General features: G+C 73.1%; 19 protein-coding genes. 12 read left to right on the top strand and 7 right to left on the bottom strand.

Annotated features, from left to right (window positions below):
* The first annotated feature begins 47 nt into the window (after nt 1-47).
* On the top strand, nt 48-563 hold the full coding sequence (locus ACH4K4_RS01335; RefSeq protein WP_398163921.1) for a hypothetical protein: 516 nt from the start codon (nt 48-50) through the stop codon (nt 561-563).
* An 87-nt stretch (nt 564-650) separates the two neighbouring features.
* Nucleotides 651-2138, top strand: a complete 1488-nt coding sequence (locus tag ACH4K4_RS01330; RefSeq protein WP_398163920.1) for an aromatic amino acid ammonia-lyase — start codon at nt 651-653, stop codon at nt 2136-2138.
* 29 nt (nt 2139-2167) lie between these two features.
* On the opposite strand, the gene ACH4K4_RS01325 is transcribed toward ACH4K4_RS01330, so the two are convergent.
* Complete coding sequence (locus tag ACH4K4_RS01325) at nt 2168-2947, bottom strand: DeoR/GlpR family DNA-binding transcription regulator (protein ID WP_398163919.1); 780 nt, start codon at nt 2945-2947, stop codon at nt 2168-2170.
* Between the two features lie 269 nt (nt 2948-3216).
* Here ACH4K4_RS01325 and ACH4K4_RS01320 point away from each other — a divergent pair, with 269 nt between their 5' ends.
* From ACH4K4_RS01320 to ACH4K4_RS01300, 5 genes are all read left to right on the top strand, one after another.
* Nucleotides 3217-4515 (top strand): MFS transporter, encoded by a 1299-nt coding sequence (locus ACH4K4_RS01320; protein ID WP_398163918.1) that lies wholly within the window; start codon nt 3217-3219, stop codon nt 4513-4515.
* Nucleotides 4516-4528: 13 nt separating this feature from the next.
* Complete coding sequence (locus ACH4K4_RS01315; protein ID WP_398163917.1) at nt 4529-6130, top strand: FGGY family carbohydrate kinase; 1602 nt, start codon at nt 4529-4531, stop codon at nt 6128-6130.
* Complete coding sequence (locus tag ACH4K4_RS01310; RefSeq protein WP_398163916.1) at nt 6123-7628, top strand: FGGY-family carbohydrate kinase; 1506 nt, start codon at nt 6123-6125, stop codon at nt 7626-7628. Before ACH4K4_RS01315 ends, ACH4K4_RS01310 begins: the two co-directional genes overlap by 8 nt.
* Nucleotides 7625-8257 carry a histidine phosphatase family protein gene (locus ACH4K4_RS01305; protein WP_398163915.1) on the top strand — a complete coding sequence of 211 codons (633 nt, stop codon included), beginning with the start codon at nt 7625-7627 and terminating at the stop codon, nt 8255-8257. The genes ACH4K4_RS01310 and ACH4K4_RS01305 overlap by 4 nt, the downstream gene beginning before the upstream one ends.
* A 62-nt stretch (nt 8258-8319) precedes the next feature.
* Nucleotides 8320-9369, top strand: a complete 1050-nt coding sequence (locus tag ACH4K4_RS01300) for a 2-hydroxyacid dehydrogenase (RefSeq protein WP_398163914.1) — start codon at nt 8320-8322, stop codon at nt 9367-9369.
* Nucleotides 9370-9434: 65 nt separating this feature from the next.
* On the opposite strand, the gene lysX is transcribed toward ACH4K4_RS01300, so the two are convergent.
* Together lysX and ACH4K4_RS01290 are read right to left on the bottom strand one after the other, a co-directional pair.
* Complete coding sequence (lysX, locus tag ACH4K4_RS01295; RefSeq protein WP_398163913.1) at nt 9435-12752, bottom strand: bifunctional lysylphosphatidylglycerol synthetase/lysine--tRNA ligase LysX; 3318 nt, start codon at nt 12750-12752, stop codon at nt 9435-9437.
* A gap of 26 nt (nt 12753-12778) precedes the next feature.
* Nucleotides 12779-13990 (bottom strand): Ig-like domain-containing protein, encoded by a 1212-nt coding sequence (locus tag ACH4K4_RS01290; protein ID WP_398163912.1) that lies wholly within the window; start codon nt 13988-13990, stop codon nt 12779-12781.
* Between the two features lie 236 nt (nt 13991-14226).
* Between ACH4K4_RS01290 and ACH4K4_RS01285 the strand changes: the two genes are divergently transcribed.
* The 4 genes from ACH4K4_RS01285 to ACH4K4_RS01270 are packed head-to-tail and all read left to right on the top strand — an operon-like array spanning nt 14227 to nt 17570.
* Nucleotides 14227-15192, top strand: a complete 966-nt coding sequence (locus ACH4K4_RS01285) for an ABC transporter substrate-binding protein (RefSeq protein ID WP_398163911.1) — start codon at nt 14227-14229, stop codon at nt 15190-15192.
* A gap of 29 nt (nt 15193-15221) precedes the next feature.
* Nucleotides 15222-15998, top strand: a complete 777-nt coding sequence (locus ACH4K4_RS01280; RefSeq protein WP_398164498.1) for an ABC transporter permease — start codon at nt 15222-15224, stop codon at nt 15996-15998.
* Nucleotides 15995-16813 carry an ABC transporter permease gene (locus tag ACH4K4_RS01275; RefSeq protein WP_398163910.1) on the top strand — a complete coding sequence of 273 codons (819 nt, stop codon included), beginning with the start codon at nt 15995-15997 and terminating at the stop codon, nt 16811-16813. The genes ACH4K4_RS01280 and ACH4K4_RS01275 overlap by 4 nt, the downstream gene beginning before the upstream one ends.
* The gene (locus ACH4K4_RS01270) at nt 16806-17570 is read left to right on the top strand and encodes an ABC transporter ATP-binding protein (RefSeq protein WP_398163909.1); all 765 of its coding nucleotides are present in this window, start codon (nt 16806-16808) and stop codon (nt 17568-17570) included. Before ACH4K4_RS01275 ends, ACH4K4_RS01270 begins: the two co-directional genes overlap by 8 nt.
* 27 nt (nt 17571-17597) lie before the next feature.
* Here ACH4K4_RS01270 and ACH4K4_RS01265 read toward each other — a convergent pair whose 3' ends face one another.
* Nucleotides 17598-18368 carry a YwiC-like family protein gene (locus tag ACH4K4_RS01265; RefSeq protein WP_398163908.1) on the bottom strand — a complete coding sequence of 257 codons (771 nt, stop codon included), beginning with the start codon at nt 18366-18368 and terminating at the stop codon, nt 17598-17600.
* Between the two features lie 275 nt (nt 18369-18643).
* On the opposite strand from ACH4K4_RS01265, the gene ACH4K4_RS01260 reads away from it, so the two are divergent.
* Nucleotides 18644-18838, top strand: a complete 195-nt coding sequence (locus ACH4K4_RS01260; RefSeq protein ID WP_360128415.1) for a hypothetical protein — start codon at nt 18644-18646, stop codon at nt 18836-18838.
* Nucleotides 18839-18863: 25 nt separating this feature from the next.
* Here the strand turns inward: ACH4K4_RS01260 and ACH4K4_RS01255 are convergent, their stop codons facing one another.
* The 3 genes from ACH4K4_RS01255 to ACH4K4_RS01245 all read right to left on the bottom strand — a co-directional run bounded on the left by ACH4K4_RS01255 (nt 18864) and on the right by ACH4K4_RS01245 (nt 22164).
* Entirely contained in the window at nt 18864-20090 is a 1227-nt protein-coding gene (locus ACH4K4_RS01255) for a phosphodiester glycosidase family protein (RefSeq protein WP_398163907.1), read from the bottom strand.
* Between the two features lie 131 nt (nt 20091-20221).
* A complete protein-coding gene (locus ACH4K4_RS01250; RefSeq protein ID WP_398163906.1) occupies nt 20222-20902 on the bottom strand; it encodes a response regulator in 681 nt (226 codons plus the stop codon).
* Nucleotides 20899-22164: a sensor histidine kinase gene (locus ACH4K4_RS01245; protein ID WP_398163905.1), complete on the bottom strand. Its 1266-nt coding sequence runs from the start codon at nt 22162-22164 to the stop codon at nt 20899-20901. The genes ACH4K4_RS01250 and ACH4K4_RS01245 overlap by 4 nt, the downstream gene beginning before the upstream one ends.
* Nucleotides 22165-22356 lie beyond the last annotated feature (192 nt).

The following is a 22356-nucleotide window of genomic DNA, read 5'->3' as shown; positions in this document are numbered from 1 at the left end:
CTGCCGTACGACGACGTGAGTGCGGCAAAAGCTCCCATGAGGACGCCATGGAACTGATCGTCCAGAACCGGGCCCAGTGGCCGCCCCCGGACGACCCCTCGGCACGCCTGCCGGAGGTCCCGCGCTTCGAGACCTCCGCCTTCGCGCCCCTGCTGGTGGCCGTGGGCGAGCGCTGCCTGGCCGACCGGTACGGCGCGCCGCCGCTGCCCCCGGAGCTCGGGCCGCGCACCGCGCTCGTCCTGGCGGCCACCCGGGGCGACACGGTCACCCAGACCGCCATCGACGACGCGGTGGCCGAGGAGCGGCAGGTGCCCAAACCACTGCTGTTCCAGAACGTCCCCTCCACCGCGCTCGGCCACCTCAGCGCCGTCTGGGGCCTGACCGGCCCGCTCGTCTCCACGCTCGCCGTGGGCGGCCTGCCGGCCGCCGCGCATGCCACCGCCGCCCGCCTCGTCGCCGCCGGCGACGCCGACCAGGCCCTGGTCATCGCCGCCGACCCGGGCGACAGCCCGGCGGCACCCGGCGCGGCATGGGCCTACCTGCTCACCGCCGGTCCGTCCTGACGTCCGGTACCGACCGCTCCACCGGCCCGCCCGACCGCGGCCGCGCGCCCCGGCGCGGACCCACCGACACCCCACCCAAGGAACCCGATGCCCTCGAACCTGAGGCCCTCCACGGCCGAGTTGCTGTTCCCTTCGGTGCTGACCCCCGAAACCCTCGAAACAGCCGCCGGTCCCGTCGCCGTACGCCTCGACGACGCCTCCCTGGAAGCCGTCGCACGCTGCCACGAATACCTCCACACCTGCGTCGCGGAGGGCCGCGAAATCTACGGCACCACCACCGGCTTCGGGCCGCTGGTCGTCTACGCGGGCCAGGACGAGGGCGCGGACCAGTGCGAGAACGTGCTCAGCCACCTCGAAGTCGGCCAGGGCCGGGACCTCGACCCGCCGGTCGCCCGCGCCGCCCTCCTCACCCGCCTGTGGAGCCTGGCCCGCGGCCGGTCCGGCGTGGCCCCGGACGCCGTCGAAGCCCTCGTGGCGATGCTCGGCACGACCTTCGCGCCGGTGATCCCCGAGTACGGCTCGGTCGGCGCCAGCGGCGACCTCGCGCCCCTCGCGCACGCCATCCGCTCCCTCCAGGGGCGCGGCGACGCCTACCTCGGCACCACCCGCATGCCGGCGGACAAGGCCCTCGCCGAGGCCGGGCTGCGACCGGTGCGGCTCACCGGGCGGGACGCGCTGGGTCTGGTCAACGGCACGTCCGTCACCGCCGCCGTGGCCGGCCTCGCGCTCGCCCAGCTGCACCGCTCGGTCCGCGTCGGCACCGCGCTGACCGCCCTGCTCGCCGGGGTCCTCGGCTGCCGCCCGGACTTCACCGCCCCCGAGATCTTCGAGGCGCTGGGCCACGACGACACCGCGGAACGCGCGGCCGACCTGCGCGCCCGGCTGGCAGGCCACGAGCCCAGCGGCACCCGCGCCCTCCAGGAGCCGTACACCCTGCGCTGCGCGCCGCACATCCTCGGCGCGGCCGCGACCAGCCTGCGCCACGCCCGCCAGGTCGTCACCGACGACCTCAACGGCATCAGCGACAACCCGCTCTTCTTCCCCGAGCGGGACGTCGTCGCCCACGGCGGCAACTTCTTCGGCCAGCAGGTCGCCTTCGCCGCCGACCTGATGACCAACACCGCCGCCCAGGTCGCCAACCTCGCCGAACGCCAGCTGGACCTGCTGATCGATCCCCGGCGCAACGGCGGCCTCAACCCCGTGCTGGCCGAGGACCCCGGCCGTGACCACGGCGTCCAGGGCGTCCAGCTCGCCGCGACCTCCCTCGTGGTCGCCATGCGCCGCGACACCACCCCGTCGGCCATGCAGAGCGTCCCGACCAACTTCCACAACCAGGACATCGTCCCCTTCGGCACCCAGGCCGCGTTCACCGCGCTCCGGCAGGCCCGGACGCTGCGCCTGCTGCACGGCTCCCTCGCCGTCGCCCTGCGCCAGGCCGTCCACGTCGGCGCGCGGCGCCCCACCGCCGACGCGTGCGCCCAGGTCCTGGACGCACTCGGGCCGACCGTGTCCCGGGACCGGTCGTGGGCGGTGTCGGTGCGCGCCGCCGCCGACGTGCTCGACCGAGCCTGCTGACCCCGGGTTCCGCACCCGGACCCGGGCCTTCAGGGCCGGGGCACCACCATCACCTCGGTGCCCCGCGCCCGCATGGCCCGTACCTCCGCCGCCGGCAGCCCGTCGTCCACGATCAGCAGGTCGAAGTCGGTCAGCGGCGCCAGCGCGTACAGCCCGCCCTTGGTGAACTTGGTGTGGTCGGCGACCAGCACCCGCCGCGCGGCGCTCTCCATCATCGCCCGCTTGACCTGCACCGTCTCCGGTGAGGTGTGGTAGCAGCGGCCGTTGGTGACGGCGGTGGTGGACAGGAACAGCACATCGGCGCGGAAGGCCCGTACCGCGTCCGCCGTGTGCAGGCCCATGAACGCGTCGTACGCGGGGAAGTAGGCGCCGCCCAGCGTGATCAGCGAGATGCCGGGCTCCTTGGCGAGGGTGGTGACGGCCGGCAGCGAGTTGGTGATCACGGTCAGCGGCGCGTGCTCGGCGAACCGGTGCGCCAGCAGGAGGCAGGTGGTGCTGTCGTCGAGCAGGACGGTCTGGCCGGGCACCAGCAGCGTCGCCGCGGCCCGCGCCAGGGCCTGCTTGACCGGCGCCATGACCGCCATCCGGTCCGCCACGCTCCCGTGGAACTGCGCCGACGGGAGCCCGGTGGCGCCGCCGCGCACCTTGCGCAGCCAGCCCTGCGCCTGGAGCGCGTCCAGATCGCGGTGGGCGGTCATCAGGCTGATGCCGTACTCCTCGGCGAGGTCCGCGGTGCGGACGAAGCCCCGGGCGACGACCGCGTCACGCAGGCGGCGCCGCCGCTCCTCCTGGGCTTCGAGCCGGTCCATGGTGACTGCCTTCCGTGCCGTGCCGGGGCCGCCCTGCGGCCGGGGCGCGGCGTACGCCGTGTGAATTCGCCGCGTTATGTTCGCACGGACTTAACGTGGCGTGCGCGTGGGGCGCGGCTCCTACCGGCGCTATCGGTATGACACAACACGGCAGGCCACCGGCCCGATGCGAAGATTTCCGGCCACCATTGACGCCTGTTTCGGCCGGACTGTTGCATCGGCTCCGTCCGCTCCGCAGACCCCCTGCCGCCGTAGAAAGGGGAGATTCGATGACGAAACCTCCTCCGCGTTCGCTGATCACACGCCTGGGCATACCGCCGACCCTCGCCTGGGGCTACCTGGGCCTGCTCCTGTTCATGATCGGGGACGGGGTCGAGTCCGGTTATCTCTCGCCGTACCTGATCGACCAGGGCATCTCCGCGTCGCGGGTGGCGCTGCTGTTCACCGTCTACGGCATCGCGGCCGGCATCGCCGCCTGGCTCTCCGGCGTACTGTCCGAGCTGTGGGGCCCGCGCCGCGTCATGTGGGCCGGCCTCGCCGTCTGGTGCGCCTTCCAGGTCCTCTTCCTGACCGCGGCCGTGCCCCTGGCGAACTACCCCCTGATGATGCTGGCCTACGGCCTGCGCGGCCTCGGCTACCCGCTGTTCGCGTACGGGTTCCTCGTCTGGATCGCCGGCGTCGCGCCGCAGGCCCGGCTCAGCACCGCCATGGGCTGGTTCTGGTTCGCCTTCACCGGCGGCCTGCCCACCCTCGGCTCGCTGACCGCCAGCGGCCTCATCCCGCACATCGGCGCGTACGCCACGCTGTGGGCCGCCCTGGCCCTGGTCGCAGCGGGCGGCCTGATCGCGCTGCTGCTGGTCCGCGACGACCGTGGCGGCAGGCGGCCGCGCACCGGGGGCGACGGCCCGCTGGCCACCCTGGCGGGCAGCGTCACGATCCTGTGGCGCAATCCCCGGGTCGGCGCGGGGGCCGTCGTCCGCACCGTCAACACGGCCTCGCAGTTCGGCTTCTTCGTCATCCTGCCGGTGCATTTCACCCGGACCGTCGGCTTCAGCCTCACGCAGTGGCTGCACCTGCTCAGCGCGATGTTCGCGACCAACATCGTCGCCAACCTGCTCTGCGGGATGATCGGCGACCGGTTCGGCTGGCGCCGCACCATCGCCTGGTTCGGCGGCGCGGGCTGCACCGCCAGCACCCTGCTGCTGTTCTACGTGCCGCAGGCGGCGGGCGCCAACTTCCCCCTCGCCCTGGTGGTCGCCGCCTTCTACGGCGCTACGCTGGCAGGGTACGTCCCGATATCGGCGCTGATGCCCTCGCTGGAGCCGCGGCACAAGGGCCAGGCACTGGCGGCGCTCAACCTGGGCGCCGGGGCCAGCACCTTCGTCGGACCGGCCGTGGTCGCGGCCTTCGCGGGGCCGCTCGGCGTCGAAGGGGTGGTCTGGATCTTCGCGGGGATGTACGCGGCCGGCACCGCGCTCACCGTCTTCCTGAAGCTGCCGGACGAACCGGGCACGGACCGCGGGGCCGCGGCAGCCGCACCGGCGCCGTCCGCCCCGGCACCGGCGTGAGAGGACGCACCTGATGTCCGTACTGACCATCGACGTCGGCACCACGATGATCAAGTCGGTCGTTTTCGACGACCGGGGCCGGGAGACCGCCGTCTCCCGGCTCGCCACCGAAGTGCTCCGCCCCCGCCCCGGCTGGGCCGAGCAGGACATGGACGCCGTCTGGAACGCCGTCGTCTTCACCGTCCGCAACGCCCTGTCCGAACTCGCGGGCAGGCCGGGCCCCACCGACCCGGTCTGGTTGGTGTCCTTCACCGCCCAGGGCGACGGCGCCTGGCTGGTGGACGACCGGGGCCGCCCCACAGGGCCGGCGGTCCTGTGGTCCGACGGGCGGGCGGGCGACGTGGTCGGCCGCTGGCAGCGCGACGGCGTCCTGGAAGCCGCCTTCCGCCGCAACGGCTCGCTGACCTGCGCCGGCATGCCCAACGCGATCTTCGCCTGGCTGGCCGCCAACGACCCGGACCGGCTCGCCCGCTCCCACTCCTCGCTCACCGCCGCCGGCTGGCTGTTTTTGCGCCTGACCGGCGTCACGGCCATCGACGAGTCGGACGCCTCGGCGCCCTTCCTCGACCACGCCACCGGCGCGTACGACCCGCACGTCGTCGACCTCTTCGGCCTCACCGGGTACGAGCGGCTGCTGCCGAAGGTGCTGGGCGAGCACGAGCGGATCGCCGAGATCACCCACGAGGCCGCCGGGCAGCTCGGACTGCCCGCCGGGCTCCCGGTGGTCATGGCCCCGTACGACATCGCCTCCACCGCGCGCGGCGTCGGCGTCGTCAACCCGGGCCAGGCGTGCAGCATCCTCGGCACCACCCTGTGCACCGAGATCGTCCGCAAGAGCGTGGACACCACCGGCGAACCGTCCGGCATCAACATCGCCTACCGCGGCAGGGAACGCGTCCTGCGCGCCTTCCCGACCCTCAACGGCGCCGAGGTGCTCGGCTGGGCGGCGCGCATGCTGCACCTGTCCGGGCCGCCGGAACTGGCCCGGCTGGCCTTCGAGTCCGAGCCGGGAGCCCACGGCCTGATGTTCCTGCCGTACCTCTCCCCGGCAGGCGAGCGGGCGCCGTTCCTCGACGGGCACGCCCGCGGCGGATTCTGGGGCCTGTCCCTGGAACACACCCGCGCCGACCTGGCCCGCGCGGTCTTCGACGGCCTCTCGCTCGTGCTGCGCGACTCGCTGGCCGCCTCCCGTACCCACGTCACCGAACTGCGCCTGTGCGGTGGCGGCGCCAACAGCGACGCCTGGTGCGCGCTCATCGCGGACGCGACCGGCGTGCCGACCGCCCGCTCCGGCGACACCGAACTGGGCGCCAAGGGCGCCTTCCTCACCGGCCTGGTGCTGTCGGGCGCCGAGTCCAGCATGCACAGCGCCGCGTCCAAGTACGTACGGATGCGCACCGGTTGGGAGCCCGATCCGGAGCGCTCGGCCCGGTACGCGGAACTGTACGAGGACTTCCTGCACTGGCGCGCCCTCGCCCGCGAGGCGGGCTGGCGGCCCGGGGCCGCGAGAGAAGCGGACGGCGCCGCCGAAGCCCCCCACCGGCCGCCGGCCCTGGCCCGGCAGATCTCCGCACCACCCGAACACCTCGCCCAAGGAGCCCCCCACCGTGTCTGACGCCCTGACCGCCGACGCCGTCTGGCTCGGCCTCGACCTCGGCACGCAGAGCGCCCGCTGCGTCGCCGTCGACGGGACCGGACAGCTGCTCGCCGCCGCCTCCCGGCCGCTGACGAGCCACCGCGACGGCAGGCGCCACGAGCAGCGGCCCGAACAGTGGTGGAGCGCCCTGTCCGCCGCCTGCCGTACGGCCCTGGACGGTATCGACCCGGCCCGGATACGGGGCCTCGCCCTCGACGCCACCTCCGGCACGATCCTCCTGGCCGACGCCGACGGCACCCCGCTCACCCCCGGCCTCATGTACGACGACGGGCGCGCCGCCGACCAGGCCGCCGCCGTCAACCAGGCCGGGGGAGCGGTGTGGCAGGAACTCGGCTACCGCAGCATGCAGCCCTCCTGGGCGCTCCCCAAGCTGCTGTGGCTGCTGGAACAGGACCCCGGACTCGCCGCGCGTGCCCGGCTGCTGCACCAGGCCGACCTCGTCACCTGGCGCCTGACCGGCCGCCAGGTGCCGTCCGACGCCAGCCACGCGCTCAAGACCGGATACCACCTCGCCGACGAGCGCTGGCCGACCGAGGAACTGGCCGCGCTCGGCGTGCCCGCGAGCGTACTGCCGCAGGTCGTCCGACCCGGCACCGTCCTCGGCACGGTGTGCGCCGCGGCGGCCGGGGCCACCGGCATCCCGGAGGGCGTCACCGTCGTCGCCGGGATGACGGACGGCTGCGCCGCCCAGATCGGCGCCGGCGCCCTCGAACCCGGCGCCTGGAACTCGGTGCTGGGCACCACCCTCGTCTTCAAGGGAACCAGCCCGCACCTGATCCGCGACCCGGACGGCGTCGTCTACTGCCACCGCGGGCCGGACGGCAACTGGCTGCCCGGCGGCGCCTCCAGCTCCGGCGCCGGCGTCATCGCGCGGCACTTCACCCCGGACGACGGCGACGACCTCGACGCGCTCACCGCACGGGCCGCACGCGACGGCCGGGACTGGGACGCGGTCACCTACCCGCTGGTATCGGCGGGCGGCGAACGCTTCCCCTTCCGCGCACCGGACGCCGAACCCTTCACCCTCGGCGACGTGTCCACCCGCGCCCGGCAATTCCACGCCCACCTGCTCGGCGTCGCCTGCGTCGAACGGCTCTGCTTCGACTACCTCGACCACCTCGGCGCCCCCGTCGACGGGCCGCTGACCTTCACCGGCGGCGGCGCCCGCAACGCGTACTGGAACCAGCTCCGCGCCGACCTGCTCGGGCGCCCCGTCCGCCTGCCCGAACAGGCCGAAGGCGCCCTCGGCATGGCCGTGCTCGCCGCCACCTCCGGCGGCGTTCCCCTCCAGGAGGCCGCCGCCGCAATGGTCCGCACCGGTGCGCCGGTCACGCCCGACCCGGCCCGTACCGCCCGTCTGCTCCCCGCCTACCTCCGCTTCCTCGACGAACTGACCCACCGTGGCTGGCTCGGCCAGACCGTGGCCGACCACGCCCGCAGGAGGGCCGCACAGTGACCGACTTCATCCTCGTACGCCACGGCGAGACCGAGTGGCACGCCGAGAACCGCTACGCCGGGCTCACCGACGTCGCGCTGACCGGACGCGGTGAGGAGCAGGCCGCGGCCCTCGCCGACTGGGCCGCCACCGCCCGCCTGGACGCCGTCTGGTGCTCCCCGCTGTCCCGCGCCCGCCGCACCGCCGCCCCCGCCGCCGCGGCCTGCGGCCTCGTGCCACACGTCGACGCACGCCTCTACGAGGTGGACTTCGGCCGCGGCGAGGGCCTGACCAGGGACGAGATGCGCCGCCGCTTCCCCGAGGAGCTGGCGGCGTTCCTCGCCGACCCGGTCGGCCACCACCTGCCCGGCGGCGAGGACCCGCGCGCCGCCGCCGTACGCGCCGCCGACTGCCTCGCCGACATCGAGCGCGCCCACCCGGACGGCCGGGTGCTGATCGTCGCCCACTCCACCCTCGTCCGGGTCCTGCTCTGCCACCTGCTGGGCATCCCGCTCGCCGACTACCGCCGCGTCTTCCCGCAGCTCCTCAACGGCGCGCTGACCGAACTGCGCATTCGCGACGGCCAGGCGGCGCTGCTGCGCCTCAACGCTCCCGCCACACACACGCCGGTCGCCGCGCCCCTGCACTGACCCGCCACGACTCGCACACCAACGCCGTACACCCCCCAGTCCATTCCAGGAGAAACACCCCCATGAGCAGCCCCACCGTCCTCGCCGCCGGCAACCACTTCATCCTCCCCAGCCTGCTCACCGAGGCGGTCCGCGAGGCCACCGGCGGCTCGGTGACCGCCGGGCAGATCCGGGAGCTGCAACTGCCCTGGCCGCACACCCCGCTCGGCAAGGTCGCCGAGGTCGACGAGGCGTCCGGTACGGAGGACCAGCTCATCGAGGCGCTCCAAGGCGTCCGCATCTGCGTCACCGAACACGCCGCCCTCACCGAGCGCATCCTCGCCCACTGCCCGGACCTGGAGCTGTTCTGCGTCGGCCGCGGCGGGCCGGTCAACGCCAACCTGGAAGCCGCCACCCGGCACGGCGTCGCCGTCTGCTACGCCCCGGGCCGCAACGCCACCGCCACCGCCGAGCACACCCTGACCCTGCTCCTGGCGGCCGCCCGCGGCGTCGGCGACACCCACACCGACCTGCGCCAGGGCGTCTGGCGCGGCGACTACTACGACTACGACAAGTGCGGCATCGAGATCGAGGGCACCACCGTCGGCCTGATCGGGTACGGGGCGATCGGCAGCCGCGTCGCCAAGGTCCTGGCCGCCATGGGCGCACACGTCCTCGTCCACGACCCGTACGCCGCCCCCGCGGCGCTGGCCGGCGTCGCCGAGCAGGTCGGACTGGACGAGCTGCTGAACCGCTCGCGCATCGTCTCCCTGCACGCCCGCCTCACCGAGGAGACCCGCGGCATGATCGGCCGCGCGCAGCTCGCCGCCATGCCGCGCGGCTCCGTCCTGGTCAACTGCGCGCGCGGCGCGCTCCTGGACTACGAGGCGGTCTGCGACGCGCTGGAGTCCGGACAGCTCAGGGGCGCCGGCTTCGACGTCTTCCCCGAGGAGCCGGTCCCGGCCGCTTCCCGCCTGCTGACCGCGCCCGGCGTCGTGCTGACCCCGCACATCGCGGGCGGCAGCCGCCAGGTCGCGCACAAGGCCGCCCGCACCGTCGCCGCCGAGGCCGCCCGCTTCCTGCGCGGCGAGCCGCTCGCGCACTGCGCCAACCCGGCGGTGCTGGGCGGCTGACCGGCGCGTTCCCGGTACGACGAAGGGCCGCTCCCGGCTGGGAGCGGCCCTTCGTCTTCGGGTGCCTACCGGCGCCGCACCAGCGGGAACGGCAGCGTCTCGCGGATCGACAGACCGGTGAGGAACATGACCAGCCGATCCACGCCGATGCCCAGACCACCGGTCGGCGGCATCGCGTACTCCAGGGCCTGGAGGAAGTCCTCGTCCAGCTCCATGGCCTCCGGGTCGCCGCCCGCCGCCAGCAGCGACTGGGCGGTCAGCCGGCGCCGCTGCTCGACCGGGTCGGTCAGCTCCGAGTAGGCGGTGCCCAGCTCGGTGCCGAACGCCACCAGGTCCCATCGCTCGGCGACCCGCGGGTCCTTGCGGTGCTGGCGGGTCAGCGGCGAGACGTCGGTGGGGAAGTCCTTGTAGAAGGTGGGCAGCGTGGTCTTCTCCTCGACCAGCCGCTCGTACATCTCCAGGACGATGTCACCGCGGCCCATCTCGGCCTTCACCGGAACCCGCGAGGCGTTGCACAGGCGGCGCAGCACATCCGGGTTCGTGTCCGCGTCGACCTCTTCGCCCAGGGCTTCCGAGATCGCGCCGTAGACCGTCTTGACCGGCCAGATGCCCGAGATGTCGTGCTCGACGAGCTTGCCGTTCGCGTCCGCCTTGCGGGCGGTGGCGCTGCCGAACGCGGCGACCGCCGCGCCCTGGATCAGCTCCCGGGTCAGGTCGAGCATCACGTCGTAGTCGGCGAACGCCTGGTACGCCTCCAGCATCGTGAACTCGGGGTTGTGCTTGTAGGAGATGCCCTCGTTGCGGAACGTGCGTCCCATCTCGAAGACCTTCTCCATACCGCCCACGCACAGCCGCTTGAGGTACAGCTCCGGCGCGATGCGCAGGTACAGGTCGAGGTCGTAGGCGTTGATGTGGGTCTGGAACGGACGCGCGTTGGCGCCGCCGTGGATCTGCTGGAGCATCGGCGTCTCGACCTCCAGGTAGCCGCGCTCGATCAGACCCTGGCGCAGCGCCTGCACCGCGGTGCTGCGGGCCCGCAGGTTGTCCCGCGAGTCCGGCGAGACGACCAGGTCCACGTAGCGCTGGCGGACCTTGGCCTCCGGGTCGGTCAGACCGCGCCGCTTGTCGGGCAGCGGGCGCAGGCACTTGGCCGTCAGCCGCCAGTGCGTGACGAAGACCGTCAGCTCGCCGCGGTCGCTCGCGCCGACCTCGCCCTCCGCCTCGATGTGGTCGCCGAGGTCGATGTCGGCGCCGAAGCGCTCCAGCTCCTCGGCGCCGGTGCCCTCGCGGGTCAGCGCGACCTGGAGGTCGCCGGACCAGTCGCGCAGCACGGCGAACAGCACACCGCCGTGGTCACGGGTGAGCAGCACCCGGCCGGCGATCCGTACGACCTTGCCGGTGTGCGTACCGGACTCCAGGTCCGGATGCTCGTCGCGGACTTCGCCGAGCGTGTGCGAGCGCTGCACGCCGACCGGGTACGGGTCGGTGCCCTCCTCGCGCAGCCGCTCCAGCTTGCGGTGCCGCACGCGGACCTGCTCCGGCAGCGCCGCCAGCTCCCGCTCGCGCAGCTCCTCCTCGCTCGCCGGGGGCTGCTGCACCAGGCCCAGCTCGTCCAGCGACGGCAGGTTGGCGGTGCTGGCCGGGGTGAGCGCCCGCTTCTTGTGGCCCTTGCCCCACAGCTTGCCCAGGCTCGGTACGGCCACGAAGCCCTCGGCGATGCCGGAGGCCAGGCCGATACGGGCCAGGGCGCCGGTGTCGGAGTAGCACAGGAAGCGCGGGTACCACTCGGGGGCGTACTTCGCGTTGGAGCGGTACAGCGCTTCGAGCTGCCACCACTTGGAGAAGAACAGCAGCAGCTTGCGCCACACCTTCAGGATCGGCCCCGCGCCGATGCGCGCGCCCTCCTCGAAGGCCGACCGGAAGACCGCGAAGTTCAGCGAGATGCGGCGCACGCCGATTTGCCCGGCGTGCGCGCACAGCTGCGCGACCATGTACTCCATCACGCCGTTGGGCGCGCTGCGGTCGCGGCGCATCACGTCCAGCGAGATGCCGTCCTTGCCCCACGGCACGAAGGACAGCAGGGCGATCATGTTGCCGTTGCCGTCGAACGCCTCGGCCAGCAGGCAGTCCCCGTCCTCGGGGTCGCCGAGCCGGTCCAGCGCCATCGAGAAGCCGCGCTCGGTCTCGGTGTCGCGCCAGGCGTCGGCCCGGTGGATGACTTCCTGCATCTCGGCGTCGGACAGCTCGGAGTGCCGGCGGACCCGGAAGGTGGCGCCGGTGCGCTCGACGCGGTTGACGGCCTGGCGGGTCACCCGCATCTCGCGGCCGTCCAGGTCGAAGTCCTTGACGTGCAGGATCGCCTCGTCGCCGAGCTGCAGCGCGCTCAGACCGCTGCGCGCGAACGCCTTGGCGCCGTCCTCGCTGGCGCCCATGACGGCGGGCTGCCAGCCGTAGCGCCCGGCGACCTTGAGCCACTCCTCGATGGCCGGGGTCCACGCCTCGCGGTCGCCGACCGGGTCACCGCTGGCCAGGCAGACGCCGGCCTCCACGCGGTAGGTGACGGCGGCCTTGCCGCTGGGGGAGAAGACGACGGCCTTGTCGCGGCGGGTGGCGAAGTAGCCGAGCGAGTCCCGGCCGCCGTAGCGGGCCAGCAGCGCCCGGATGCGGGTCTCCTCGTCACCGTGCAGCGCGGCCTCCATGCGCTGCGAACGGAAGAGCGTCAGGGCGGCGTTCAGCAGCGCCACCGCGCCGAACAGGCCGAGCAGGAAGATGATCCAGTGCGGCGGGTGCCCGTGGAACTGCCGTCCGCTCAGCAGGCCGCCGCAGACCCGGTCGGCCGCCCACAGCAGCCGGCTGTCCGCGCCGTGCTCCAGGTTGCCCGGGAAGAGCGACACCAGACCCCAGCCGACGAGGATCGACACGGCCAGGCCCGCGACCAGCACGCCGGCGGCGCGCCAGAACGCGCCGCGGCGGGTGACCGCGTAGAACTCGCGGTGCGCGACCAGCAGCAGGATCAGCGCGGCCGAGCACAGCACCAGGGAGAAGAAGTACTCCCAGTAGCCGTCCACGACGAGGATCGCGTCCGTCAGCGTCACCAGCACCATGTAGACGACGGCGAACCACAGTGCGACCCGTTTGCGCGCGGTCATGGCCGCGGCCAGCAGGAAGAGGAAGACCGCGTACGCGAGGTTCGGTTCGACCACGATGGTCAGGGTGTCCAGCCAGTAGATGACCGGTTTCAGGCCGCGCCGCAGCGGCCCGATCAGCGCCGTGACGGCGCAGAACAGCCCGAGAAGGCTGAAGAAGATGGCGAAGCCGTTGGGCACGCGGCGACTGAAGCGCGCCCACGCCGTTATTTGGTCCTGGTCCTGCACGGTGCTCATTCCGTCACATTAGGCTCTGTAGGGGGTCAGCTGCTCGATGGGAGGGCGCTCTTCTTCTGCCACTGGGACCAGTCGACCATCCAGTCCCCGAAACCGTTGTTCTCGGCCGCCCTCCCCCGTACGGAGGAACCGGTGACCTCGAACGGGTCTCCGACGCGCACCTTGGAGTAGAGCCAGTCGGCGTCGGCGTCGGTCAGCCCGATGCAGCCGGAACTGTTGTTGACGCGGCCCACCTTGTCGGCGTTCCACGGCGCCGCGTGCGCGTAGGTGCCGGAGCTGGTGAGCTTCATGGAGTCGCGGACCATCTTGTCGTACGCGTCGCCCAGCCCCACGGTCTCGGAGTTCATGTTGATCGTGCCCTCCTTCGCCAGGAGCGGGAAGATGCCCGTCCAGGTGGAGTGCTGCGCGTCCGGCTTGCCGGCGGAGAAGGGGATGTCCTTCACCTCCTTTCCGTTCTCGTTGAACGTCAGGTGCTTGCTGTCCAGATCCACCTTGATCACCTGGCTCGCGCCGATGGTGAAGTTCAGGTCGTAGTCCTTGGCGAAGTACCGGCCGCCGCCGGAGTCCACGCCGTTCAGGTCGGCACGCAGCCCGACCTTGGTTCCCGGTTTCCAGTACTCCTTCGGCCGCCAGTCCACGCGGTCCTTGCCGGAGAGGTCCTTCACCCAGCCCCACGAACCGGTCGTGCCGTTGTCGGTGGTGACCTTGAGGTGCCTCTCCACGGCGGCCTTGTCGGTCACCGGGAAGTCGAAGGCGACCGAGACGGGCTGGGCCACACCGACCGTGGCGCCTTGCGAGCCGGGGCTCAGCTCGACCTTGTTGAGCTTGTCGGCCTTGGCGGTGGTCAGGGACTCCTTGACCTCGTTCGTGCCGCCCTCGGCGTTCTTCGCCTCGACCGCCACCGAGTACTTGGTGCCCGGCGCGGTCGGCTCGCCCGAGGTCCACACCTTGCCGCCGTCGCCCAGCCCGCCGGGCAGCCGGCGGCCCTTCGGGTCCGTGACCACGACCTTGACGAGGCTGCCGCCGGCCGCGCTGACCCGCAGCTTGTCGCCCGCCTTCACGGTCCGGGTACCGTTCGCCGCCCCCAGCGACACCCGTACCGGATCGCCCTTCGAGGCGGACGCGGCAGGGCCTCCGCAGGCGGTCAGCGCGAGGATGCCGAGCAGCGGCACCAGCGCCGGCACGGCGCGTGCGAGCCGCGGCGGCCGGTGGCCGTGCGGGGCGGGGGCAGGACTCATGGGCGTGCTTTCCGTGTGCGGTCCGGCGGGTGTCGGCCGCTAAGACGAAAACCACCTATGTTTCGTTGCGGTGCGTGACGTGATCCATGACACGCCGCGCCACCGGAGCGCGACGCGCTCGCGCGGTGGCGTGGTCCCGGCACCCCAGGTGTCCCTGCTCGCTGTCCCAGCGGTTCCTTCCGGTCGCTCGTCCCTACACCGTTGACGACGCTCCCGCCCGCCCCTACGGTTCCCGCGTGTATCGCTTACGGGCCGCCGCGGCGGCGACAGCAGCGCTTTTCCTCACCTCCACGGCATGCGGAAGCGACGGTTCCGGGTCCGGCGACGGCAACGGCACCGACAGCATCGAGATCGGCGCGCTCTCCATCGTGGACACCGCGCCGGTCCACCTGGCCGCTTCGCACGGCTTCTTCGCCCGGCACGGCATCAAAGCCAAGATCACGCCGGTCCAGGGCGGCGCGTACAGCGCCTCCGGCGTCGTCAGCGGCCAGTTCGACTTCGGCTTCAGCAACACCACCACCCTGCTCACGGCCCGCGAACAGGGACTGCCCCTGAAGGCCGTGGCCAACGGCGTGGCGTCCACCGGGCAGGCGGGGCCCGGCAAGGACTACAGCGCCGTCCTCGTGCCCAAGGGCAGCGCCATCAAGTCGGCCAAGGACCTGCCCGGCCGCAACATCGCCGTCAACCAGCTGAAGAACATCGGCGACACCACCATCAGGGCCGCGGTGCGCCGGGCCGGCGGGGACCCGGAGAAGCTGAAGTTCACCGAGATCCCGCTGTCCGACATGCCGGCGGCGCTCGCCGCCGGGCGGGTGGACGCCATCTGGACGGTGGAGCCCTTCCAGACCCAGGCCATCGACCAGGGCGCCCACGACGTGTGCTGGCCCTTCGCCGAAGCCGTCGACGACCTCACCGTCGCCATGTACTTCACCAGCGAGAAACTGCTCCGCGACAAGCCCGACCTGGTCAAACGCTTCACGGCCGCCATCAACGACGCGCTGGCCCACGCCCGCGCCCACCCCGAAGCGGTCCGCGCGGAACTCGGCAAGTACACCAAGATCCCACCCTCGGTCGTCAAACGGATCGTGCTGCCGAAATGGCCCACCGCGATCAACCGCGCGTCCGTGCGGAGCATCGCCGACCTGGCGCGCAAGGACGGCGTACTGAAGAAGCCCGCCGACGTCGGCGCCCTGCTGCCGTGACCCGCCGGGCCGAGCGCGCCGGAGCGCCGCTGAGCGCGCCGCGCACCGCCGCCCTCGGGCTCGCCGGCCTGGCCTGCCTCTTCGCCGCCGCCGAGGCCGTACCCCGGCTCGGCCTGGTCGACCCGCGCCACCTGCCGCCCGCCACCGCCGTCCTGCGCCGCCTCGCCGCCGAACTGGGCGACGCGACCCTGTGGACCGCGCTCGGTGAGACCCTGCGCGCCTGGGCCCTCGGACTCGCCATCGCCTGCTGCCTGGCCGTCGCCCTCGGCGTACTCATCGACGCCGTACCGGGGCTGCGCGCCGTCACCGCCTCCACCATCGAGTTCCTGCGCCCCATCCCGTCCGTGGCGCTGATCCCCCTGGCCACCCTCCTGTTCGGTGCCGAGACCGGCTCCACCCTGCTCCTCGTGGTCTACGCCTCCTTCTGGCAGGTGCTCATCCAGGTGCTGTACGGCGTGGCCGACGTGGACCCGGTCGCCCGGGACACCGCCCGCAGCTACCGCTTCGGCCGCTGGGCCCGCCTGCGCCACCTCGTGTGGCCGACCGCGCTGCCGTACGTGATGACCGGCCTGCGGCTGGCCGCCGCGGTGGCGTTCATCCTCGCCGTCACCGCCGAACTGGTCATCGGCAGCCCCGGGCTGGGGCTGCGCATCCAGCTCGCCCAGTCCGGCGGCGCGGTCACCGACGTCTACGCGCTGATCGTGCTGGCCGGCCTGGTCGGGGTCGGCGTGAACGCGGCGGTGCGGGCCGTCGAGCGCCGGGTGCTGGCCTGGCACCCGTCCGTACGGAGCGAGGCGGCGCGGTGAGCCCGGCGGGGAAGCGGCCCGCGGCGGCGGGCGTGCTGCGCCGGGCGGGCCTGCGCCTCCTGCGCGTCCTGGGCCTGCCCGTCCTGCTGGTCCTCGGCTGGTGGGCCTACAGCTCGGCGAGCCCCGCCTACTACCTGCCGACGCCCGGCCGGGTCGCCACCGCCTTCACCGAGGTCTGGTTCTCGGCCCGGATCACCGAGGACGTCCTGCCCAGCGTGGGCCGGCTGCTCACGGGCTACGCGCTCGCCGGCCTGCTCGGCGTCGCCCTCGGCGTGGCCATCGGCTCCTCGCGCACCCTGCGGGCCGCCGCCGAACCCGTCCTGGAGTTCTTCCGCGCGATACCGCCACCCGTCCTCGTCCCCCTCATCATGCTGCTCGCGGGCCTGGACACCGCGATGAAGGTGCTGGTCATCGTCTCCGGCTGCGTCTGGCCCGTACTGCTGAACACCGTCGAGGGCGTGCGCGCCGTGGACGAGGTGCTCGACGACACCGGCCGCTGCTTCGGGCTGCGCGGACCCGCCCGGCTGCGCCACCTCGTCCTGCCCGCCGCGAGCCCGCAGATCATGGCGGGGCTGCGGCAGGCCCTGTCCATCGGCATCATCCTCATGGTCATCGGCGAGATGTTCGCCAGCACCTCCGGCATCGGCTACACCGTCGTCCTCTTCCAGCGCGGCTTCGCCATCCCCGAGATGTGGAGCGGCATCGTCGTCCTCGGACTGCTCGGATTCGGCCTCTCGCTGGCGTTCGGTGCCGCCGAACGCCGCATACTGGCCTGGCACTCGGCGCGCGGCGGGGAGCGGGGACGGCATGCTTGAGGTCACCGGACTGGGCAAGGTGTACGAGGAGCGCGGCGGCGTCGAGGCGCTGCGGAAGATCGACTTCCGGGTGGACGGCGGCGACCTGGTCTGCGTCGTGGGACCGTCCGGCTGCGGCAAGACGACGCTCCTCAAATGCGTCGCCGGGCTGCTGTCGCCGACCGCGGGCGAGGTGCGGGTCGCGGGCCGCCGCGTCACCGGCCCGCCGCCCGGCATGGCCGTCGTCTTCCAGGAGTACGGGCGCAGCCTCTTCCCCTGGATGACGGTGCGCAAGAACGTCGAACTCCCGCTGCGCGAGAAGAAGGTCCCCGCCCCGCGCCGCCGCACGCTGGTCGACGAGGCACTGTCCGCCGTCGGCCTCGCCGACGCCGCCGCGGCCCACCCCTGGCAGCTCTCCGGCGGCATGCAGCAGCGCGTCGCCATCGCCCGCGCCATCGCGTACGAGCCGCAGGTGCTCCTGATGGACGAGCCGTTCGCCGCCGTGGACGCGCAGACGCGCGCCGAACTGGAAGACCTGCTGCTGACCCTGTGGCGCCGGCTCGGCGTGACGACGCTGCTGGTCACCCACGACATCGACGAGGCGGTCTACCTGGGGCGGCGGGTGATCGTACTGTCCTCGGCGCCCACAGTCGTCCACGAGGACCTCCCCGTCGACCTGCCCGCCGCCCGCGACCAGATCACCACCCGCTCGTCCCCCCGCTTCGCCGAACTGCGCGCCCACGTCTACGCGCAGATCAAGCACGCGAAGGGGGGCTAGACCCCGCTGTACCAGGCGCCCGGGGCGTCAGTGGGCCAGGAGAGGGCCGCACGCGAGGAAGGCCAACAGCAGCACCGAGCACAGCACCTCCACGGCGCCGGCCACCGCGATCCGCAGGCCGCGTCCGGGCAGCGTCACGGCGCGCAGGCAGAACAGTGCGAAGGGCACCGCCAGCCACAGGTCGAGTGAGGCGGCGGCCACCACCGCGAGTCCGTGGTACACGCCCGACGCCACCCGGAAGGACTGGTTCCCCCGCTCCCGGATCATGGTTTTCACGTAGAGCACGGTCCCGGCGAAATACAGCAGACAGGCCAGGGCGGCCGGCCAGGCGCCGGAATCCACGGTGTCGCCGCCCAACCGGTCGGAGACGACCAGCATTCCGCAGGCGGGCACGACCGCCGCGATTCCGTTGACCGTGGCGCGTTCCTCGTTCCGGTGTGCGTAGACGATATTGACGGCAAAGAAAGGCGCCGCGCACAAAGCGGCGACCAGCAGCCAGGGATGTGCCACGGCAAGCGGAACGGCACAGGCGGCAAAGGCCGCTGCGAATCCGGCCAGCGGCGCGCGATGGCGGAGCGGCGCTCGGGGGTTACGGGATATCCGGCGCAGCCGGACGTACTGCTGGGCGTGGAACGCCGCGCAATAGGCGAGCAGCCACGCGGGCAGCAGCACGGCATGCCACCCGTCGAACCCGCCGAGCAGGGCTCCCGCCAGGAACGGCATGAGGAGCATGGCCCAGGCGCCGTGCTGGTTCGGTAGCCAGCGGCGCAGCACGCGCCGCACCCGCGATGTGCTCATCCCATGAATATAGGCGGTGGCCCACACGGTTCGGACGCGGTCCGGTCCCGGACCAAAGGCCTCTGAACCAGGGGCAATAGGCCCTTTCGCGCCAGGGCTGCCCGCATTTCGCGCGAGCCGCGGAACGCGGAATGCGGCCGGTGCCGTCCCGCTTCGTCCGGTGACCCGCAGTGATCACCTGGATGGCGCATCGGCAGAGCCACGGGGAAAGGTGCGGAATAAGCCAAACTGGCGCACGTTGTCGTCCGTTCGGGCGGCGGGTGAGGAGGTTTGTCGTGGCTATTTCGATCTCGGTCGTCGTGCTGCTCGTCGTGCTGACCGTCGTATTCCTGCGCAGCGGTCGGCTGAAGTTCACACACGCCCTCGTGTGCATGCTGCTCGGCTTCTATCTGGCGAGCAGCAATCTGGCGCCGGACATCCAGAACGGCCTGTCCGGCGCCGCGGACGTCGTGAGCAGCGTCCGGCCGTGAGCGCGCCCCGGAGTGGCGCTCCGGGTCACCCCCGCGCGAACACGCCGACCGCGTTCGGCACCGGCCGCTCCGCACCCCCCGAGGGGTGATTGCGCACGGTCGCGCCGGGGCTGCCCGGCGCGCGCGTGACCAGGGTCGAGGAACCGCCACCGTCCAGGTTGACCGCGTTCCGGGCGCCCAACCGGTCCATCACGTCGGCCAATTCACGTACCGTCATGCCCGCCCGGCCGGGCGCACCGTCGAGCGCGAGCAGGAACAGCGTGCGGCCGCCCGCGCCGGCGCCCGCGGAGGTCCGTACGGCCGGGGTGACCGTGTCCAGGCCGTCCAGCGGCCGGTCGTGCCGCACGATCGGGAAGCCGCCGACGGCGAAGCGCGGCGGTACGGGCCGGGACCCGACCAGGTGGTGGCCGATCCGCACCCGGTCGCCGACATGCAGCTTGCGCAGCCGCCGGGCGCCCTCCTCCCGGCCGACGAGCGTGGTCGTGCCCCGGGCGATGCCGCCCCGGCCGGGCACCTGCGCGACGCCCGTCACGCGGCCGTGCCGGACCGTGACCTCGTACGTCTCCGTGCTGCACGGCGCCGCCCGGTCGGTGTCCGTGCCGCAGGTCGCCCGGACGCGCGAGGCCGGCCCCCAGCGCGAGGTGAACGCGCCGATGCCGTTCACCGGCAGCGCGTACTGGTTCAAGCCCTTGAGCGGGAGCGCGCCGTCGGCGGTCAGCGCGGCCCCGCGCAGGGACAGCCGGTCCAGGCGCGCGCGGCGGTCGTAGCCGACGGCGATGACGTCCCTGGTGTTCGTGCCGGGCGGCAGAGCCGGGCCGAAACGCTGTCCGTCGGGTACCGCCGCCTTCAGGTGACGGCCGGAGGCGATGGCCGGGCCGACCGGGGCACCGGTCGCCTCGACTCCGGGGTGCTGGGTCTCGGTTATGTTGAAGAAGTCCCCGTTCACGGCGGCCACGGCGGCCCGGGCGTCGGCCAGCCGGGAGACCGGGGCCCGCGCGCCGACCGCGCCGGGGTACAGCAGGTCCACCGCGACACGCGGGTCGGCCAGGTCCACCGTCAGGAGGTGGCCGTGCGCGGTACCGCGCGCCACCACCACGTCGAACGCGCGGTACGTCACCCCCGGCGCGAGCCGGACCGCGCGACCGAGCCGCAGGGTGTCGTCCGCGGTGGTCCCGGCCGCCACCCCGCTCCCGGCCACCCCGCTCCCGGCGAGTACGCCCCACGCCGTCAGCACCGTCAGTCCCGCGCGCACACGAACGAATCGATTCCTCACGATTCCCCCAGACGTCGCGGCAACTGTCCCATGGGCACGAGGAGCCCACTATGGCCCGGAGGTATCAGAAATCCGTACAACCGCCGTACGGTCGTCGTGTCGCCCCGGCCTCACCCGGAGACGGGGCCGGCGAGCCCGGTCTCCCAGGCCCAGGCGGCGATGCCCACCCTGTTGCGCACGGCCAGTTTGGCCTGGATGTTGGCGATGTGGGTCTTGACGGTGCCCGCGGAAATGAACAGCTCGGCGCCGATCTCGGCATTCGTCAGGCCCCGGGCGACGAGCCGGGTGATCTCCCGTTCCCGGTCGGTGAGCGGATCGGCGGCGTCCACCGCCGGCGGCGGGGCCAGGCGGTGCAGCAGCCGCACGGTGACCTGCGGGCTGATCAGGGTGTCCCCGGCCATCGCGGCCCGTACGCCCTCGATCAGCAGGCCGGGCCCCGAGCGCTTGAGCAGGAAGCCGCAGGCCCCGTGGCGCAGCGCGGCGTGCACGTAGTCGTCGTGGTCGAAGGTGGTGACGACGATGACCCGCAGCGGGTTCTCCGCCTCCGGGCCGGCCAGGAGGCGGGTGACTTCCAGACCGTCGAGGCAGGGCATCCGGATGTCGGCGAGGACCACGTCGGGGGAGAGGGAGCGGGCGAGTTCCACGGCGGTGCCGCCGTCGGCCGCGGTCCCCACCACCGTCATGTCCGGCTGGGAGTCGAGTATCAGCCGGAAACCGCTGCGCACGTCCTCCTGGTCGTCGGCGATCAGGATGCGGGTGGGCGCGTTGGCGGGGCGCGGGGGCACGGTCATGGTGTGAGTCCGGGGAGGGGGGAGGCGGATGCGGAGGTGGGTAGGGGGTTGGCGGGTAGGGGGTTGGCGGCGACGGGGTTGGCGGGGAGGATCACGGTCAGGCGCCAGCCGTTCTCGTACGGCCCGGCGTCGAGCGAACCGCCGAGCGCCTGCACCCGCTCGGTCAGGTGGATGAGGCCTTGCCCGCGGTCGCGGCGGCCGAGCGGGGAGGCGCCCGGGCGCGGGGGCGTGTCGTTGGTGACGTGGATCGCGACGGCCGGGCCGTCCGCCTCCCCGGCGGGGCCGACGGTGACGGTGGCGAGGGCCGCGTCCGGCGCATGCCGGCGGATGTTGGTCAGTGCCTCCACGACGACGCGGTACGCCGTCGCCGCGGCCTCGCGCGAGAGCGCCCCGGCCACCCCGGGCGCGATGTCGAGGCGGGCGCGGGTGCGGCCGGTGTCGCCGAACCTCCGCACCGTGTCCGGTAGTTGGTCGAAGCCGGGCGGAGCCTCCCGGGCGAGGGCGGGCTCCGGTTCGTCGCCGTCCGAGGCGCGCAGCATCCGTACCGTACGGTCGATGGAGGCCAGCGCGCCGAGACCGGCCCGCTCGATCCGCTCCAGGGCCGCGACGGCCGCCCCCGGGTCGTGCTCGGCCACGAACCGGGCCGCCTGGGCCTGGACCACGATGCCGCTCACGTCGTGGGCGACGAAGTCGTGCAGATCGTGGGCGAGTTCGAGCTGCTGGGCGCGGCGCGCCGCGAGCACCGCACGGCGCTTGCCGGACTGCATCGCCCGCGGGTAGCCGCCGGCTATCGACGCGCCGAGGACGGGCAGTGACCAGAAGGCGGCTATGCCGAGGTGCTCGAAGAAGGACGCCTCCGGTATGAGGCACAGGGTCCACAGCGAGACCGCCGACCCCGCGCACACCGTGCCCGCCACCACCTGCCGCGGCGGCGCCCAGCGGAACGTCGCGACCAGCAGCACCGTCAGCAGCCCGGACGCCACGAGCAGCCAGTAACCACCCGCGAGATCATCGGAGGCCGGCGTGGCGAAGGCGGCCACGAGTTGCAGGATTCCGGCCCCCGTGGTGGCCGCGCCGATCCACCCGCGCGAGCGCGGCCAGGAGACGATCCCGCCGAGCAGGATGCCGACGGCGGCGAGCGCGGGCACGGTCGCATACGCCGGGGCTGCCGCCGCGAGGTGCAGTGTTACTGCCGCGACGAGGCCGGCGACGGCGAGCCCGCCCAGGACGGCCCGGTCCCAGCGTCCGTCACGTCCCCGCACTCGCGCCGCCGCGCTCGCGCGGGCCCGCGTTCTTTCCCATATGTTCCGTCGCACTGCCCAGCCCCCCGAAATCCCCGCCCGTTGTCCGACACCACGAGCATAAAGATCTGCCCGCCCGTGGTCTCTCTGCCGATCGGCAGAGAAACCACGCTGGTCAGGGCCATTGATCTGCCGATCGGCGGATGGTGGCGA

Source organism: Streptomyces sp. NPDC017529 (genome assembly GCF_044329785.1).
Taxonomy (GTDB): Bacteria; Actinomycetota; Actinomycetes; order Streptomycetales; family Streptomycetaceae; genus Streptomyces.
This window is presented reverse-complemented; position numbering and strand designations above follow the sequence as displayed.

What these genes read in the sequence shown, in the direction of transcription:
- ACH4K4_RS01335 (WP_398163921.1), top strand. Translation starts at nt 48, where the DNA reads ATGGAACTGATCGTCCAGAACCGGGCCCAGTGGCCGCCCCCGGACGAC.
- ACH4K4_RS01330 (WP_398163920.1), top strand. Translation starts at nt 651, where the DNA reads ATGCCCTCGAACCTGAGGCCCTCCACGGCCGAGTTGCTGTTCCCTTCG.
- ACH4K4_RS01325 (WP_398163919.1), bottom strand. Translation starts at nt 2,947, where the DNA reads ATGGACCGGCTCGAAGCCCAGGAGGAGCGGCGGCGCCGCCTGCGTGAC.
- ACH4K4_RS01320 (WP_398163918.1), top strand. Translation starts at nt 3,217, where the DNA reads ATGACGAAACCTCCTCCGCGTTCGCTGATCACACGCCTGGGCATACCG.
- ACH4K4_RS01315 (WP_398163917.1), top strand. Translation starts at nt 4,529, where the DNA reads ATGTCCGTACTGACCATCGACGTCGGCACCACGATGATCAAGTCGGTC.
- ACH4K4_RS01300 (WP_398163914.1), top strand. Translation starts at nt 8,320, where the DNA reads ATGAGCAGCCCCACCGTCCTCGCCGCCGGCAACCACTTCATCCTCCCC.
- lysX (WP_398163913.1), bottom strand. Translation starts at nt 12,752, where the DNA reads ATGAGCACCGTGCAGGACCAGGACCAAATAACGGCGTGGGCGCGCTTC.
- ACH4K4_RS01290 (WP_398163912.1), bottom strand. Translation starts at nt 13,990, where the DNA reads ATGAGTCCTGCCCCCGCCCCGCACGGCCACCGGCCGCCGCGGCTCGCA.
- ACH4K4_RS01270 (WP_398163909.1), top strand. Translation starts at nt 16,806, where the DNA reads ATGCTTGAGGTCACCGGACTGGGCAAGGTGTACGAGGAGCGCGGCGGC.
- ACH4K4_RS01265 (WP_398163908.1), bottom strand. Translation starts at nt 18,368, where the DNA reads ATGAGCACATCGCGGGTGCGGCGCGTGCTGCGCCGCTGGCTACCGAAC.
- ACH4K4_RS01250 (WP_398163906.1), bottom strand. Translation starts at nt 20,902, where the DNA reads ATGACCGTGCCCCCGCGCCCCGCCAACGCGCCCACCCGCATCCTGATC.